This window comes from Pseudomonas bharatica CSV86 (assembly GCF_000319305.2).
Classification (GTDB): domain Bacteria; phylum Pseudomonadota; class Gammaproteobacteria; order Pseudomonadales; family Pseudomonadaceae; genus Aquipseudomonas; species Aquipseudomonas bharatica.
This window is the reverse complement of record NZ_AMWJ02000002.1, coordinates 146,725-161,208: the sequence shown is the minus strand read 5'-3', so window position 1 is coordinate 161,208 and position 14,484 is coordinate 146,725. Positions and strand designations below refer to the sequence as shown.

Annotated in this window: 15 protein-coding genes and 2 tRNA genes; 14 read left to right on the top strand and 3 right to left on the bottom strand. The window is 59.5% G+C overall.

The annotated features are described in order from the left end of the window. The first annotated feature begins 8 nt into the window (after positions 1-8). Positions 9-1,013: a permease gene (locus tag CSV86_RS14190; protein ID WP_040363373.1), complete on the top strand. Its 1,005-nt coding sequence runs from the start codon at positions 9-11 to the stop codon at positions 1,011-1,013. A 12-nt stretch (positions 1,014-1,025) separates the two neighbouring features. Continuing rightward, complete coding sequence (locus CSV86_RS14185) at positions 1,026-2,303, top strand: ISL3 family transposase (RefSeq protein WP_000610830.1); 1,278 nt, start codon at positions 1,026-1,028, stop codon at positions 2,301-2,303. Positions 2,304-2,406: 103 nt separating this feature from the next. On the opposite strand, the gene CSV86_RS14180 is transcribed toward CSV86_RS14185, so the two are convergent. Together CSV86_RS14180 and CSV86_RS14175 are read right to left on the bottom strand one after the other, a co-directional pair. Then, positions 2,407-2,622 (bottom strand): cold-shock protein, encoded by a 216-nt coding sequence (locus CSV86_RS14180; protein ID WP_009394041.1) that lies wholly within the window; start codon positions 2,620-2,622, stop codon positions 2,407-2,409. A gap of 150 nt (positions 2,623-2,772) precedes the next feature. Beyond that, positions 2,773-3,081 carry a hypothetical protein gene (locus CSV86_RS14175; protein ID WP_009394042.1) on the bottom strand — a complete coding sequence of 103 codons (309 nt, stop codon included), beginning with the start codon at positions 3,079-3,081 and terminating at the stop codon, positions 2,773-2,775. Between the two features lie 374 nt (positions 3,082-3,455). On the opposite strand from CSV86_RS14175, the gene thrS reads away from it, so the two are divergent. The 12 genes from thrS to CSV86_RS14115 all read left to right on the top strand — a co-directional run bounded on the left by thrS (position 3,456) and on the right by CSV86_RS14115 (position 13,080). Then, a complete protein-coding gene (thrS, locus tag CSV86_RS14170; protein ID WP_009394043.1) occupies positions 3,456-5,378 on the top strand; it encodes a threonine--tRNA ligase in 1,923 nt (640 codons plus the stop codon). Further along, positions 5,378-5,929, top strand: a complete 552-nt coding sequence (infC, locus tag CSV86_RS14165; protein WP_170395068.1) for a translation initiation factor IF-3 — start codon at positions 5,378-5,380, stop codon at positions 5,927-5,929. The genes thrS and infC overlap by 1 nt, the downstream gene beginning before the upstream one ends. A gap of 60 nt (positions 5,930-5,989) precedes the next feature. Continuing rightward, complete coding sequence (gene rpmI, locus CSV86_RS14160) at positions 5,990-6,184, top strand: 50S ribosomal protein L35 (protein ID WP_009394045.1); 195 nt, start codon at positions 5,990-5,992, stop codon at positions 6,182-6,184. A gap of 28 nt (positions 6,185-6,212) precedes the next feature. Beyond that, the gene (rplT, locus tag CSV86_RS14155; protein ID WP_009394046.1) at positions 6,213-6,569 is read left to right on the top strand and encodes a 50S ribosomal protein L20; all 357 of its coding nucleotides are present in this window, start codon (positions 6,213-6,215) and stop codon (positions 6,567-6,569) included. Positions 6,570-6,676: 107 nt separating this feature from the next. Further along, a complete protein-coding gene (gene pheS / locus CSV86_RS14150; RefSeq protein WP_009394047.1) occupies positions 6,677-7,693 on the top strand; it encodes a phenylalanine--tRNA ligase subunit alpha in 1,017 nt (338 codons plus the stop codon). 35 nt (positions 7,694-7,728) lie between these two features. Beyond that, positions 7,729-10,104, top strand: a complete 2,376-nt coding sequence (pheT, locus tag CSV86_RS14145; RefSeq protein ID WP_009394048.1) for a phenylalanine--tRNA ligase subunit beta — start codon at positions 7,729-7,731, stop codon at positions 10,102-10,104. Positions 10,105-10,107: 3 nt separating this feature from the next. Then, entirely contained in the window at positions 10,108-10,410 is a 303-nt protein-coding gene (gene ihfA / locus CSV86_RS14140; protein ID WP_009394049.1) for an integration host factor subunit alpha, read from the top strand. Beyond that, the gene (locus tag CSV86_RS14135) at positions 10,391-10,747 is read left to right on the top strand and encodes a MerR family transcriptional regulator (RefSeq protein WP_009394050.1); all 357 of its coding nucleotides are present in this window, start codon (positions 10,391-10,393) and stop codon (positions 10,745-10,747) included. The genes ihfA and CSV86_RS14135 overlap by 20 nt, the downstream gene beginning before the upstream one ends. Before the next feature lie 99 nt (positions 10,748-10,846). Further along, positions 10,847-10,923 (top strand) — tRNA-Pro (locus tag CSV86_RS14130). A 95-nt stretch (positions 10,924-11,018) separates the two neighbouring features. After that, positions 11,019-11,094, top strand: a tRNA-Gly gene (locus CSV86_RS14125). Between the two features lie 334 nt (positions 11,095-11,428). Continuing rightward, positions 11,429-12,496, top strand: coding sequence for a catalase family peroxidase (locus CSV86_RS14120; protein ID WP_051032657.1), 1,068 nt, complete (start codon positions 11,429-11,431; stop codon positions 12,494-12,496). Continuing rightward, positions 12,493-13,080, top strand: coding sequence for a cytochrome b (locus tag CSV86_RS14115; RefSeq protein ID WP_240160513.1), 588 nt, complete (start codon positions 12,493-12,495; stop codon positions 13,078-13,080). Before CSV86_RS14120 ends, CSV86_RS14115 begins: the two co-directional genes overlap by 4 nt. 6 nt (positions 13,081-13,086) lie before the next feature. Here CSV86_RS14115 and chrA read toward each other — a convergent pair whose 3' ends face one another. Then, positions 13,087-14,451 carry a chromate efflux transporter gene (chrA, locus tag CSV86_RS14110; RefSeq protein ID WP_009394058.1) on the bottom strand — a complete coding sequence of 455 codons (1,365 nt, stop codon included), beginning with the start codon at positions 14,449-14,451 and terminating at the stop codon, positions 13,087-13,089. Positions 14,452-14,484 lie beyond the last annotated feature (33 nt).

Genomic DNA, 14,484 nt, shown 5'->3' with positions numbered 1-14,484 from the left:
CTCTAGGCATGTTCGCCTTTCTCGCTATCGAGCTATCGGTTTTATTCATTGGCATTAGCTTGCTGGTCGGAGTTCTTCAACGTCACATCCCACCATCCAAGGTGGAAGCGTTACTGACTTCCAGTGGGAAGCGAGGCTATTTTCTTGCTGCTGGTTTAGGAGCTATAACGCCCTTCTGTAGTTGCTCGACTATCCCCATGTTGAAAGGGTTGATTCGGGCACGGGCCGGTTTTGGGCCGATGATGGTGTTTCTTTTCTCATCTCCGTTGCTGAATCCTATCGTCGTCGGCCTGCTGGTTGCCACGTTTGGATGGACACTTACTGCTATCTATGTGCTCGCCGCTTTGGTGGTCGCGGTAGGTGCCGGATGGCTGCTTCACACGCTTGGCTTCGAGCGTTATGTGCGCCGGACGGCGACACAAGAGAGCAGTGGATGTAGTTCATCAGCAAGCCCGTGCAGTGCTACATCGACCGCATCGAGTTGCGGCACCAACAGCTGCGACACCACTCCGAAGACGGCTTCTTGCGGGGCTGATAGGAAGACAACAGTCTCTACGTCTAGCGAATGCTGTGACAGTCAACCCACTGTCACGGTTAAGAAAGAAGGGAAGTACAGTGGTGTGTGGCGGGAAGCTTGGTCGGACTTTATCGATGTGTTGCCTTACCTGCTCATCGGTATTGCGATTGGCAGCGTGATCTATGGTTTCATGCCCACTGACTTATTGGAGCAGTATGCAGGCCCAGATAATCCCTTTGCCATTCCAGTTGCCGCTGTCATCGGCGTGCCGTTGTATATTCGCGCTGAAGCCGTCATACCTCTGGCAGCGGCTCTGATGGCCAAAGGCGTGGGTGCCGGGACGGTGCTAGCGTTGATCATCGGCAGTGCCGGAGCCAGCCTGACTGAGCTCATTCTGTTGCGCTCTTTGTTCACGCTGAAGCTTTTAGCGGCGTTTTTAGCAGTCATTTTTGCTATGGCGATGATTGCCGGTTACGCCACCTACCTGTTTTTCTGATCAAGGCGGGAGATGATTAATTCGTTAAGCCTTCCTGGGTACCAGTTGGTGGATTCTGATGAGCAGAATGAAGACATACATTTTCGGCTTGAAGCACCTACACCAGTAGCCTGCGAGGGGTGCGGCGTGCAGGGTGAGTTCGTGCGGTTCGGCAAGCGTGACGTTCCCTATCGTGATCTGCCCATCCACGGCAAGCGGGTCACTCTCTGGGTGGTCCGCCGCCGATACACCTGCCGGGCCTGCAAGACAACATTCAGGCCCCAGCTACCGGAGATGGTGGACGGATTCCGTATGACACTGCGGCTGCATGAGTACGTGGAGAAGGAATCCTTCAACCACCCCTACACCTTTGTGGCGGCACAGACCGGCCTGGACGAGAAGACGGTGCGCGACATCTTCAACGCCCGCGCCGAGTTCCTGGGGCGCTGGCACCGCTTCGAGACGCCCCGCATCCTGGGCATTGACGAGCTATACCTGAACAAGCGCTACCGCTGCATTCTGACCAACATTGAGGAGCGAACCCTGCTCGACCTGCTGGCCACCCGCCGCCAGGACGTGGTGACCAACTACCTGATGAAGCTGAAAGACCGGCAGAAGGTCGAGATCGTCAGCATGGACATGTGGAACCCCTACCGGGCAGCGGTCAAGGCTGTGCTGCCCCAGGCCCGTATCGTGGTCGATAAGTTCCATGTGGTGCGCATGGCCAACGATGCCCTAGAGAGAGTGCGCAAGGGCCTCAGAAAGGAGCTGAAACCGTCCCAGAGCCGGACTCTCAAGGGAGACCGGAAAATCCTGCTGAAACGCGCTCACGAAGTCTCAGACCGGGAGCGCCTCATCATGGAGACCTGGACAGGCGCGTTCCCGCAACTGCTGGCCGCCTACGAGCACAAGGAGCGCTTCTACGGCATCTGGGACGCCACCACACGGCTCCAGGCAGAAGCCGCCCTGGACGAGTGGATAGCCACCATCCCGAAGGGCCAAAAGGAAGTCTGGAGCGATCTGGTCAGGGCAGTGGGAAACTGGCGCGAAGAGACCATGACCTACTTCGAGACGGACATGCCCGTCACCAACGCTTACACGGAGTCCATCAACCGACTGGCCAAGGACAAGAACCGTGAAGGGCGCGGTTACTCCTTCGAGGTGATGCGGGCACGAATGCTCTACACCACGAAGCACAAGAAGAAGGCACCGACTGCGAAGGTCTCTCCTTTCTACAAGAAAACCATCGGTTACGGACTGCCGGACTTCGCAGAGGAACTCAACTACGGAGTCGATCTATCAACCATCTGATAATGGTATCAGGTTGGTGGGGTAAAGGTGCCCCATCAACCATTAAATCCGTATACCCGAAAAAACCCGTCGCAAGCGACGGGTTTTTTCATTCGGCAGAGGGTTACTCTGCTGGACGAACCTGTGCAGCCTGCATGCCTTTCTGGCCTTTCTCGGCCACGAAGGATACGGTCTGGCCTTCTTTCAAGGATTTGAAGCCGTCGGATTCGATCGCCTTGAAGTGGACGAACAGGTCATCGCCGCCGCCTGCAGGAGTGATGAAGCCGTAGCCTTTCTCATCGTTGAACCATTTAACGGTGCCGTTTTGGCGATTGGACATGGGGTGTATCTCCAGAAACTAGATTTTCGGTAGTGCGGTGTCGCCGAGAGCCAACAGGATGCACTTGATCATCATAGTCTAATTATTGGCAAGTGGTGGCTTTTAGCTTCATCGAATGCTGATCTGGCGCAAGATTGAGCCGGATCAGCCTCACTGTTTAGGCGCGCAGGCGGATTTCACTGCAGCCTGGGCTCTGTCCCTCAGCTTGGCGTCTACGCCGGCCTTGCTGTCCAGTTGCTCGATTTCCGCGGTGGTGAAGTTCTTCTCGATGGCGTCTGCGCCGCATTTGCAGTGCTTGTCTGCCTGGGCGGCGGTGACACCTTGCTGGCTGCTGGCAACCTGTACGCATTGATCCATGTATTCGCCTTTCTTGCCTGCGGGCCATGGTCCGGCATTGGCGGCCAAGGGCAGCAGCAGGGATCCGGCGGCAGCCAGTGCAAGAAGAGAATGAAGTCGCATAACCAGGCACTCCTTGGGTTTCGGTCTCATGGAAGAGAAGAGTAGGACGCTTCAATGACTCTGAGCGGGAAAAAACCGCTGGAGTTCACTGAACGGTCTTTTTTCCAAATATTTCTCCTTGTCGCGGGTTCAGCGGGTCGCAGCGTTCGATCCCTGTGCTAGGATGCCCGGCTCGGGTTCGCTGAGCTTCTGCTTCGCGTATCCCGTATCCACTTATTTCTGTTCCAGTCACTCTGGTTCGTTCCCTGGCAGGCATCCGACTTCTGCCACTGTGAGGCAGGCCTTCCGCAAGGAAGGACAGGGGCGAATCGCGTACTGGCTCATCCCAACCCACGTGACCTTTGGTAGGGGTCACCACTAGGAGAGGAGGCGCCATGCCCGTAATTACTCTTCCCGATGGCAGTCAACGCACGTTCGACAAGGCGGTTACCGTTGCCGAGGTCGCTGCATCCATTGGCGCAGGTTTGGCCAAGGCCACCGTCGCCGGCAAGGTCGACGGCAAGCTGGTCGATGCCTGCGACCTGATCGAGCACGACGCTAGCCTGCAAATCATCACGCCCAAGGACGAAGAGGGGCTGGAAATCATTCGTCACTCCTGCGCGCACCTTGTTGGTCACGCAGTGAAACAACTGTACCCGACCGCGAAAATGGTCATCGGTCCGGTCATCGACGAAGGCTTCTACTACGACATCGCCTACGAGCGTCCTTTCACGCCTGAAGACATGGCGGCGATCGAGCAGCGCATGCAGCAGCTGATCGACAAGGACTACGATGTCATCAAGAAGGTCACCCCGCGCGCCGAGGTGATCGAAGTGTTCAAGGCCCGTGGCGAGGATTACAAGCTCCGCCTGGTCGAGGACATGCCCGATGAGCAGGCGATGGGCCTGTACTATCACGAAGAATATGTCGACATGTGCCGCGGCCCGCACGTGCCGAACACCCGTTTCCTCAAGTCGTTCAAGCTGACCAAGCTGTCCGGCGCCTACTGGCGCGGCGATGCCAAGAACGAGCAACTGCAGCGCGTCTATGGCACTGCCTGGGCCGACAAGAAGCAGCTGGCTGCCTACATCCAACGCATCGAGGAAGCGGAAAAGCGCGATCACCGCAAGATCGGCAAGCGCCTCGGCCTGTTCCACCTCCAGGAAGAAGCCCCGGGCATGGTGTTCTGGCACCCGAATGGCTGGACCCTGTACCAGGTACTGGAACAGTACATGCGTCAGGTCCAGCGCGAGAACGGCTACCTGGAGATCAAGACGCCGCAGGTGGTCGATCGCACCCTGTGGGAAAAGTCCGGACACTGGGCCAACTACGCCGACAACATGTTCACCACCCAATCGGAAAACCGTGACTACGCGGTCAAGCCGATGAATTGCCCGTGCCACGTGCAGGTGTTCAACCAGGGGCTCAAGAGCTATCGCGAGTTGCCGTTGCGCCTGGCCGAATTCGGGGCCTGCCACCGTAACGAAGCCTCCGGCGCCCTGCACGGCATCATGCGTGTGCGCGGCTTCACCCAGGACGACGCGCATATCTTCTGCACCGAAGAGCAGATGCAGTCCGAATCGGCAGCGTTCATCAAGCTGACCATGGATGTGTACTCCGACTTCGGCTTCCAGGACATCCAGCTCAAGCTGTCCACCCGTCCCGAAAAGCGCGTCGGCTCCGATGAGCTGTGGGACCGTGCCGAGGCCGCACTGGCCGCTGCACTGGACAACGCAGGCCTGCCGTATGACCTGCAGCCGGGCGAGGGCGCCTTCTATGGTCCGAAGATCGAGTTCTCGCTCAAGGACTGCCTGGGGCGTGTCTGGCAGTGCGGTACCCTGCAGCTGGACTTCAACCTGCCGATCCGCCTCGGCGCCGAGTATGTTTCCGAAGACAACGGCCGCAAGCATCCAGTGATGCTGCACCGCGCCATCCTCGGTTCGTTCGAGCGTTTCGTCGGAATTCTGATTGAGCACTACGAGGGTGCATTCCCGGCCTGGCTGGCGCCGACCCAGGCTGTGGTGATGAATATCACCGACAAACAGGCCGAATTCGCCCAGCAGGTGGAAAAAACCCTGACCAATAGCGGATTCCGTGCCAAGTCTGACTTGAGAAATGAAAAGATCGGCTTTAAAATCCGCGAGCATACCTTGCTCAAGGTTCCCTATCTCTTGGTTATTGGAGATCGGGAAGTCGAAACGCAAACTGTCGCTGTGCGTACCCGTGAAGGTGCCGACCTGGGCTCGATGCCCGTCGCCCAGTTCGCGGACTTGCTTGCGCAAGCGGTTTCCCGGCGTGGTCGCCAAGATTCGGAGTAATTACCATTAAGCGTGATATGAGACAGGATAAACGAACTGCACCGAAGGCCCCGATCAACGAGAATATCTCGGCACGCGAGGTTCGGTTAATTGGCGCTGACGGCGAGCAGATTGGCATCGTCTCGATTGATGAAGCGCTTCGTATCGCTGATGAAGCGAAGCTGGACCTGGTAGAAATTTCTGCTGACGCTGTACCCCCTGTATGCCGGGTGATGGACTACGGCAAGAGCCTCTTCGAGAAGAAGAAGCAGCAGGCTGCGGCGAAGAAGAACCAGAAGCAGATCCAGATCAAAGAAATCAAGTTTCGTCCAGGGACGGAGGAAGGGGATTACCAGGTAAAACTACGCAACCTGGTACGTTTCCTTAGTGATGGGGACAAGGCCAAGATCTCTCTGAGATTCCGTGGTCGTGAGATGGCCCACCAGGAGCTGGGCATGGAGCTGTTGAAGCGGGTCGAGGTTGACCTCGCCGAATACGGCACCGTTGAGCAGCATCCGAAGATGGAAGGACGCCAGCTTATGATGGTCATCGCCCCCAAGAAAAAGAAGTAACCACCAGGGCACGGCAGGCCTTGCGGTTATGTTTATCCACTGAATGCGGAGTATCCGAACATGCCAAAAATGAAAACCAAAAGCGGTGCCGCGAAGCGTTTCCTGAAAACCGCTTCCGGCTTCAAGCACAAGCACGCTTTCAAGAGCCACATCCTGACCAAAATGTCGACCAAGCGTAAGCGTCAACTGCGTGGTAGCAGCCTGCTGCACCCGTCGGACGTTGCAAAAGTCGAGCGCATGCTGCGCGTACGTTAATTTCGGTCAAAGATAGAGGAAGTAACTCATGGCTCGTGTAAAGCGTGGCGTCATCGCTCGTAAGCGTCACAAGAAAATTCTGAAACTGGCTAAAGGCTACTACGGCGCGCGTTCCCGCGTATTCCGTGTTGCCAAGCAAGCGGTCATCAAGGCAGGCCAATACGCCTACCGCGACCGTCGTCAGAAAAAACGTCAGTTCCGCGCTCTGTGGATCGCTCGTATCAACGCTGGTGCTCGCAACAACGGTCTGTCCTACAGCCGTCTGATCGCCGGTCTGAAGAAAGCGTCCATCGAGATCGACCGCAAGGTTCTGGCTGATCTGGCAGTGAACGAAAAAGCGGCGTTTGCTGCGATTGTCGAGAAAGCTAAAGCCGTTCTGGCTTAAGTACCCACGACAATCATCCGCCGCCGGACCCGGCGGCGGATGTTAAACGTCATAGATAGGGGAAGAGCCTGTAAGCTCTTCCCCTATTTCGTATCTGGAGTCTGTACATGGAAAACCTGGATGCGCTGGTCTCCCAAGCCCTGGAGGCTGTGGAACGCGCTGAAGACATCAATGCCCTGGAGCAGATCCGGGTTCAATTCCTTGGCAAGAAAGGCGAACTGACCCAGGTGATGAAGACCCTGGGCAACCTGCCGGCTGACGAGCGCCCGAAGGTGGGTGCCCTGATCAACGACGCCAAGGAGCGCGTCACCGAAGTGCTCAATGCACGCAAGGCCGCTTTCGAAGAGGCCGAACTGAGCGCGCGCCTGGCGGCCGAATGCATTGACGTGACCTTGCCGGGCCGTGGCCAGACCTCCGGTGGCTTGCACCCGATCACCCGTACCCTCGAACGCATCGAGCAGTTCTTCACCCATATTGGCTACGGCATCGCCGAAGGCCCCGAGGTCGAAGACGACTACCACAACTTCGAAGCGCTCAACATTCCCGGCCACCACCCGGCCCGGGCAATGCACGACACCTTCTATTTCAATGCCAACATGCTGTTGCGGACCCACACCTCGCCGGTACAGGTGCGGACCATGGAGTCTTCGCAGCCGCCGATCCGCATTGTCTGCCCGGGCCGCGTCTATCGCTGCGACTCGGACCTGACCCACTCGCCGATGTTCCACCAGGTCGAAGGCCTGCTGGTGGATCGCGACATCAATTTCGCCGACCTCAAGGGCACCATCGAGGAGTTCCTGCGGGTCTTCTTCGAGAAAGAGCTGGCGGTGCGTTTCCGTCCGTCGTTCTTCCCCTTCACCGAGCCGTCGGCTGAAGTCGATATCCAGTGCGTAATGTGCAGTGGCAAAGGTTGCCGCGTGTGCAAGCAAACGGGTTGGCTGGAAGTCATGGGCTGCGGCATGGTGCATCCGAACGTGCTGCGCATGTCCGGGATCGATCCGGAAGAGTTCTCGGGCTTCGCATTCGGCATGGGCGCCGAGCGCCTGGCCATGCTGCGTTACGGTGTCAACGATTTGCGCCTGTTCTTCGACAACGACTTGCGGTTCCTCGCGCAATTTCGCTAGGTCGCGCACCCGTAACGAATCTTTAGGAGAGCAGGATGAAATTCAGTGAAAAGTGGCTGCGCGGTTGGGTCAACCCGCAGGTTTCCCGTGACGAACTGGTGGCCCGTCTGTCGATGGCTGGACTTGAAGTCGACAGCGTGACCCCGGCCGCCGGCCAGTTCAGCGGTATCGTCGTGGGCGAGGTGCTGAGCACCGAGCAGCACCCCGACGCCGACAAGTTGCGCGTTTGCCAGGTGAGCAACGGCAGCGAGACGTTCCAGGTTGTCTGTGGTGCACCGAACGTGCGCCCGGGCCTGAAAATTCCCTTCGCCATGATCGGCGCCGAGCTGCCGGGCGATTTCAAGATCAAGAAGGCCAAGCTGCGTGGTGTCGAGTCCAACGGCATGCTTTGCTCGGCCTCCGAGCTGCAGATCAGCGACGACAACGACGGCCTGCTGGAACTGGCTGCCGATGCGCCGGTTGGCCAGGACATCCGTGAATACCTGGATCTGGACGACGCCAGCATCGAGGTCGACCTGACCCCGAACCGCGGTGACTGCCTGTCCCTGGCTGGCCTGGCCCGCGAAGTCGGCGCCCTGTACGCCGTACCGGTCACCCGGCCGGAGGTCCCTGCGGTCGCCCCTGTGCATGACGAAGTGCGCCCGGTGGAAGTGCTCGCGCCTGCTGCCTGCCCGCGCTACCTGGGCCGGGTGATCCGCAATGTCGATCTGTCCCGTCCGACCCCGCTGTGGATGGTCGAACGCCTGCGTCGCGCCGACGTACGCAGCATCGACGCTGCCGTCGACATCACCAACTACGTGATGCTCGAACTGGGTCAGCCGCTGCACGCCTTCGATCTCGCCGAGATCAACGGCGGCATCCGCGTGCGTATGGCGGAGGTGGGCGAGAAGCTGGTCCTGCTGGACGGCCAGGAAGTCACCCTGCGTCCCGACACCCTGGTCATCGCCGACCACAGCCGTGCCCTGGCCATCGCTGGCGTGATGGGCGGCGAGCATAGCGGCGTGTCCGCGACCACCCGCGACCTCTTCCTGGAAAGCGCGTTCTTCGAGCCGATCTCCGTCGCTGGCAAGGCCCGTTCCTATGGCCTGCACACCGATGCCTCGCACCGCTATGAGCGCGGTGTCGACTCGCAACTGGCCCGTGAAGCCATGGAGCGTGCCACCGGCCTGCTGCTGGAAATCGTTGGCGGTGAAGCCGGGCCAGTCATCGAGACGCTGAGCGAGGAGCACTTGCCGAAGGTTGCGCCGATCACCCTGCGTGCCGAGCGCATCAGCCAGATGCTGGGCATGGAAATGGCCAGTGCCGAGGTCGAGCAACTGCTCAACGCCCTGGACCTGAAAACCATCGCTGGCGAAGGCCAGTGGCAGGTCGAAGTGCCAAGCCATCGCTTCGATATCAGCCTCGAAGTCGACTTGATCGAAGAGCTGGGTCGCCTGTACGGCTACAACCGCCTGCCGGTTCGTTACCCGCAAGCACGCCTGGCGCCCCAGGCTCGCGCCGAGGCTCGTGGCGAGCTGCCGGCACTGCGTCGGTTGCTGGTCGCTCGCGGTTATCAGGAAGCGATTACCTACAGCTTCATCGATCCGAAACTGTTCGAGCTGTTCACCCCGGGGGTCGAGCCGCTGCTGCTGGCCAACCCGATCTCCAGCGACATGGCGGCCATGCGGGCGTCCCTGTGGCCAGGCCTGGTCAAGGCGCTGCAGCATAACCTCAACCGCCAGCAGGACCGCGTGCGCCTGTTCGAGAGCGGCCTGCGCTTCGTCGGCCAGCTGGAAGGCCTGCAACAGCAACCGATGCTGGCCGGTGTGGTGTGCGGTAGCCGTCTGCCGGAAGCCTGGGCCAACGGCCGTGAAGGCATCGACTTCTTCGACGTGAAAGCGGATGTCGAAGCGCTGCTGAATTCCTCCGGTTCGCTGGGCGAGTTCACCTTCGCTGCCGGCAAGCACCCGGCACTGCATCCGGGCCAGACCGCACGCATCGAGCGCAACGGTCGCGAAGTCGGTTTCCTCGGTGCACTGCACCCGGAACTGGCCAAGACCCTCGGCCTGGACCGTCCCGTGTTCCTCTTCGAGCTGGTACTGGGCGAAGTAGTGGAAGGGCGCCTGCCGAAGTTCCATGAACTGTCGAAGTTCCCGGAAGTTCGCCGCGACCTGGCCTTGATCGCGGGTCGTGATGTCGCTTCGAGTTCGGTACTTGAAGTAATTCGTGACAATGCAGGCGAATGGCTCACCGACCTCAGGCTGTTTGACGTCTACCAGGGTAAAGGTATTGATCCTGATAGAAAAAGCCTGGCAGTCGGCTTGACCTGGCAACATCCATCGCGCACTCTTAACGACGATGAGGTGAATGCCACGACCCAGAATATCCTCACCTCGCTCGAACAAAGGTTGAACACCACGTTAAGGAAATAGCGTATGGGTGCTCTGACGAAAGCTGAGATGGCAGAACGGCTGTACGAGGAGTTGGGCCTGAACAAGCGTGAAGCCAAAGAACTGGTTGAACTGTTCTTTGAGGAAATCAGGCACGCTCTTGAAGACAACGAGCAGGTCAAGTTGTCCGGCTTCGGCAACTTCGATCTGCGCGACAAACGCCAGCGTCCGGGACGCAACCCCAAAACCGGGGAAGAAATCCCGATAACGGCACGCCGCGTCGTCACCTTTCGTCCAGGGCAGAAACTGAAGGCCCGGGTTGAGGCTTATGCTGGAACCAAGCCATAACGACGAACTCCCGCCTATTCCGGGAAAACGTTACTTCACCATTGGTGAGGTCAGTGAACTCTGTGCGGTAAAGCCGCATGTGCTCCGTTACTGGGAGCAGGAGTTCCCGCAGCTCAACCCGGTCAAGCGCCGCGGAAACCGGCGGTATTACCAGCGCCAGGACGTGCTGATGATCCGCCAGATCCGCGCCTTGCTTTACGACCAGGGCTTCACCATCGGCGGTGCGAGGTTGCGCCTGTCCAGTGACGAGGCCAAGGACGATACCACCCAGTACAAGCAACTGATCCGGCAGATGATTGTCGAGCTGGAAGACGTGCTGGTGGTGCTGAAGAAGTGACCCGGGCCGGGTTTTGGAAGGGGCATGAAAATAATCCTTCCAAAATTCAAAAGCTTAAGGTAGATTCTTCACCGTTCTCAGCAATACCGAGAATGTAGTCGGGGCGTAGCGCAGCCCGGTAGCGCACTTGCATGGGGTGCAAGGGGTCGAGTGTTCGAATCACTCCGTCCCGACCAAAAATCCCCCGAAGATCCAGTTGCTGTCTCGGACTGGATTTTCATAGATGCTGGTTAGTGGTCATCCACATGCCACATCGTAAAGCGGTAAAAAAGCGGGAATAGCTCAGTTGGTAGAGCACGACCTTGCCAAGGTCGGGGTCGCGAGTTCGAGTCTCGTTTCCCGCTCCAAACATGAAATGCCAGTCAGCCTAGCTGACTGGCATTTTTCATTTCCGGGTCCGAATATTTTCGGCCGGCCCAGGGTCTGTGTGAAAAGTCTTGAGACGAAGGTCAGGCAAGGCGAAAACAGCCGAGGAAGCGGAGTTTACGGGTTGTAATGAGCATTCCGAGGCTGTTTTCAACGCAGCATCATCGAGTATCAAGGCTTTTCACACACAGCCTAGGAACGATTCTTCAAGCGGGACGGTCCAGTGACGACGCCGGCTCAAGGGATCTTTTCCAAAATGCGCTAGGCTTCTCGATCGGTAATTCAATGTGGATCGACAGATCCCGAGGGAGTGCTGTGCAAGCGCGAAAATTCAAGACAATCTGGTTTCCTCTCGCAGCCATCGCCGTCATTGTCGGCGGGTTGGCGCTGCTGTTCGCCTGGGCTGCGGGTCTGCTAGGGGATCGGACCACCACCAGGACATTCCTTGGCAATACGCTGCAGGAGTTCGAGCCCGGTTATCGTCGTGCACATGGCAAGGGTGTGTGTTTCACCGGGGTCTTTCACAGTAGCGGGGCCGCGTCCTCGCTGTCGAAGGCTCGTGTTTTCTCCCAACAGGACATCCCGGCCATCGGACGCTTCTCCATCGGGTCCGGAGATCCCCATGCGGCCGATACTTCCACCAGTACCGTCAGCATGGCCTTGTTGCTTACCGCCGACGACCAGTCGCAATGGCGGATGAAGCTGAACAACGCACCCTATTTCCCGACCCGTGATGCCGAGGGATTCCTGGCGCAGAGAAGCGCTTTCGAGCCCGATCCTGCCACGGGGCAGCCGGATCCGGCACGTGTCGCTGCGTTCTTCGAGAAGTATCCTGAAGCGCGCAAGGCGGTCGAGTACAAGGCTACCGCGCCCTGGCCGCGCAGTTTCGCAGGTGCGCAGTACAACGTGATCAACGCTTTCGTGTTGCTGGCCGCGGATGGCAAGCGCCAGGCCGTGCGCTGGTCCATGCGACCCCATGCGACGCTGCCAGGCCTTTCTGCCGAAGAGCGGGCGAAGGCTGGCCATGATTTTCTGTTCGAGGACATAAAACAGCGGTCGGCGAACGGGTCGCTTTATTGGGACCTGGTCCTGCAATTGGCCGAAGCCGGCGATCCGGTCGATGATCCTTCCCAGCCATGGCCTCCCGAGCGGCAACAGGTGGTCGCCGGTACGCTGGAGGTGACCAGCGTTCGCGATCAGGCCGAAGGCGGATGCCGCGATATCAACTTCGATCCCACGCTCGTGCCCTCGGGTATCGAACTGTCCAAGGATCCTGTACTGGCAGCACGGGCTGGAATTTATTCGCACTCCTATAACGCGCGCCTGCGCGAGATCGGGTTTGGAAAAGCGACCCAGGCTATCGGCAAGAAGGACGGCGAATGATGCACGACCTACCTGAAACCCCCGCGCCCGCACCTGGGCATTTCAACCTTCTCGGACGAGTCCTGCACTGGGCAATGGCGATCGGAATCATGGCCATGCTCTTCATCGGCGTCGGCATGATGAGTTCATTGTCCCTGCGTCCCTGGTTGATCGACCTGCACCAACCGCTGGGGATTGCCATCCTGGTCCTGGCGTTGCTGCGTCTTGCCAATCGCCTGCTGCGAGCGGTGCCGCCGCTGCCCGCGAGTGTTCCACGATGGCAGGCGGCGGCGGCACATGCTTCCCACTGGTTGCTTTACCTGATGATGATCGCCTTGCCGCTGCTCGGCTGGGCGGTACGTTCCGCAGGCAACTGGCCCGTCATCCTCATGGACGGATGGATGCTGCCCGCCATAGTCCCCGAAAACCCGGTGCTTTACGCATGGCTGCGCTTGGCACACGGAATCGGCGCATGGCTGCTGTTCGCGCTGCTTCTGGGGCATATCGGTGCTGCCCTGGTGCACGCCTGGATTTTCCGTGATGGCGTCTTTTCCAGCATGGCGCGAGGGTCCCGTACCCGGGTGTCGCGCCTGCCGGACAACTGAGTCCCCTCACCACCTAACGAGATGAATCGCCAGGCCGATCAGCGCGCAGGCCACCAACACCTGGATCACTCCGCGCTTGAAGCGGAACAGGGCGATGGCTGCGCCTGCGGCGATCAATGCCGAAGGCCAGTCGAACATCCCTGCGAAGCCGTTTGGCCAGAGCACGTGGAAGCCGAAGAACAGGGCCAGATTGAGGATGACCCCGACCACGGCGGCGGTGATTGCGGTCAATGGCGCGGTGAACTTCAGCTCGTTGCGGGTCGACTCCACCAGCGGGCCGCCAGCGAGGATGAACAGGAACGACGGCAGGAAGGTGAACCAGGTGACCAGGCTCGCGGCGATCGCACCGGCGGCGAACGGATGGTCGGCGCCGAACATGGGATGTGCATAGCCGCCTACGAACCCGACGAAGGCCACCACCATGATCAGCGGCCCGGGGGTGGTTTCCCCCAGGGCGAGGCCGTCGATCATCTGGGTCGGCGTCAGCCATCCGTAATGCCCCACTGCTCCTTGATAGACATAGGGCAGAACCGCATAGGCTCCGCCGAAGGTGAGCAGCGCGGCCTTGGTAAAGAACCAGCCCATCTGGGTCAGCGTGCCGTTCCAGCCGAAGGCTGCGAGCAGGATACCCATGGGCAGCAGCCAGAGGGCTGCACCGAGCACGATCAGGGCGAGCAGGCGGGGCCAGCGGAAGCGGGCGTGCTCGGGTGCTGGGGTGTGGTCATCGATCAGGGCGGGACCGTAATGGGTGCTGGCCGCCTTGTGCCCTCCGCCGATCACGAACTTCTCCGGTACCAGGCGACCGCCGATGTAACCGATGATGCCGGCGCCCAGCACGATCAGCGGGAAGGGCACGTTCAACGCGAAGATGGCCACGAACGAGGCTGCGGCGATTGCCCACAGCCAGGGGTTTTTCAGGGCCCGGGAGCCGATCCGGTGCGCCGCATGGACGACGATGGCGGTCACCGCCGGCTTGATGCCGTAGAAGATCCCGGCCACGGCCGGTACTTCGCCAAAGGCGATGTAGATCCAGGACAAGGCGATCAGGATCAACAGCGATGGCAGCACGAACAACGCGCCGGCGATCACTCCGCCCCAGCTCCGGTGCATCAGCCAGCCCAGATAGGTAGCCAATTGCTGTGCTTCTGGTCCGGGCAGCAGCATGCAGTAGTTCAGCGCATGCAGGAACCTCTTCTCGCTGATCCAGCGCCGACGCTCGACAAGCTCCTGGTGCATGATGGAGATCTGCCCGGCGGGCCCGCCAAAGCTGATGAAGCCCAGTTTCAGCCAGAACAGGAACGCTTCGAGGACGCCCACGGGAGGGCGCTCGACCTGTGGTCGCTCGGTGGCAGGGGTGTCGGTATCAGCCAATTGGCAGTCTCCTCGGATGGTGTGGTGGCGAAT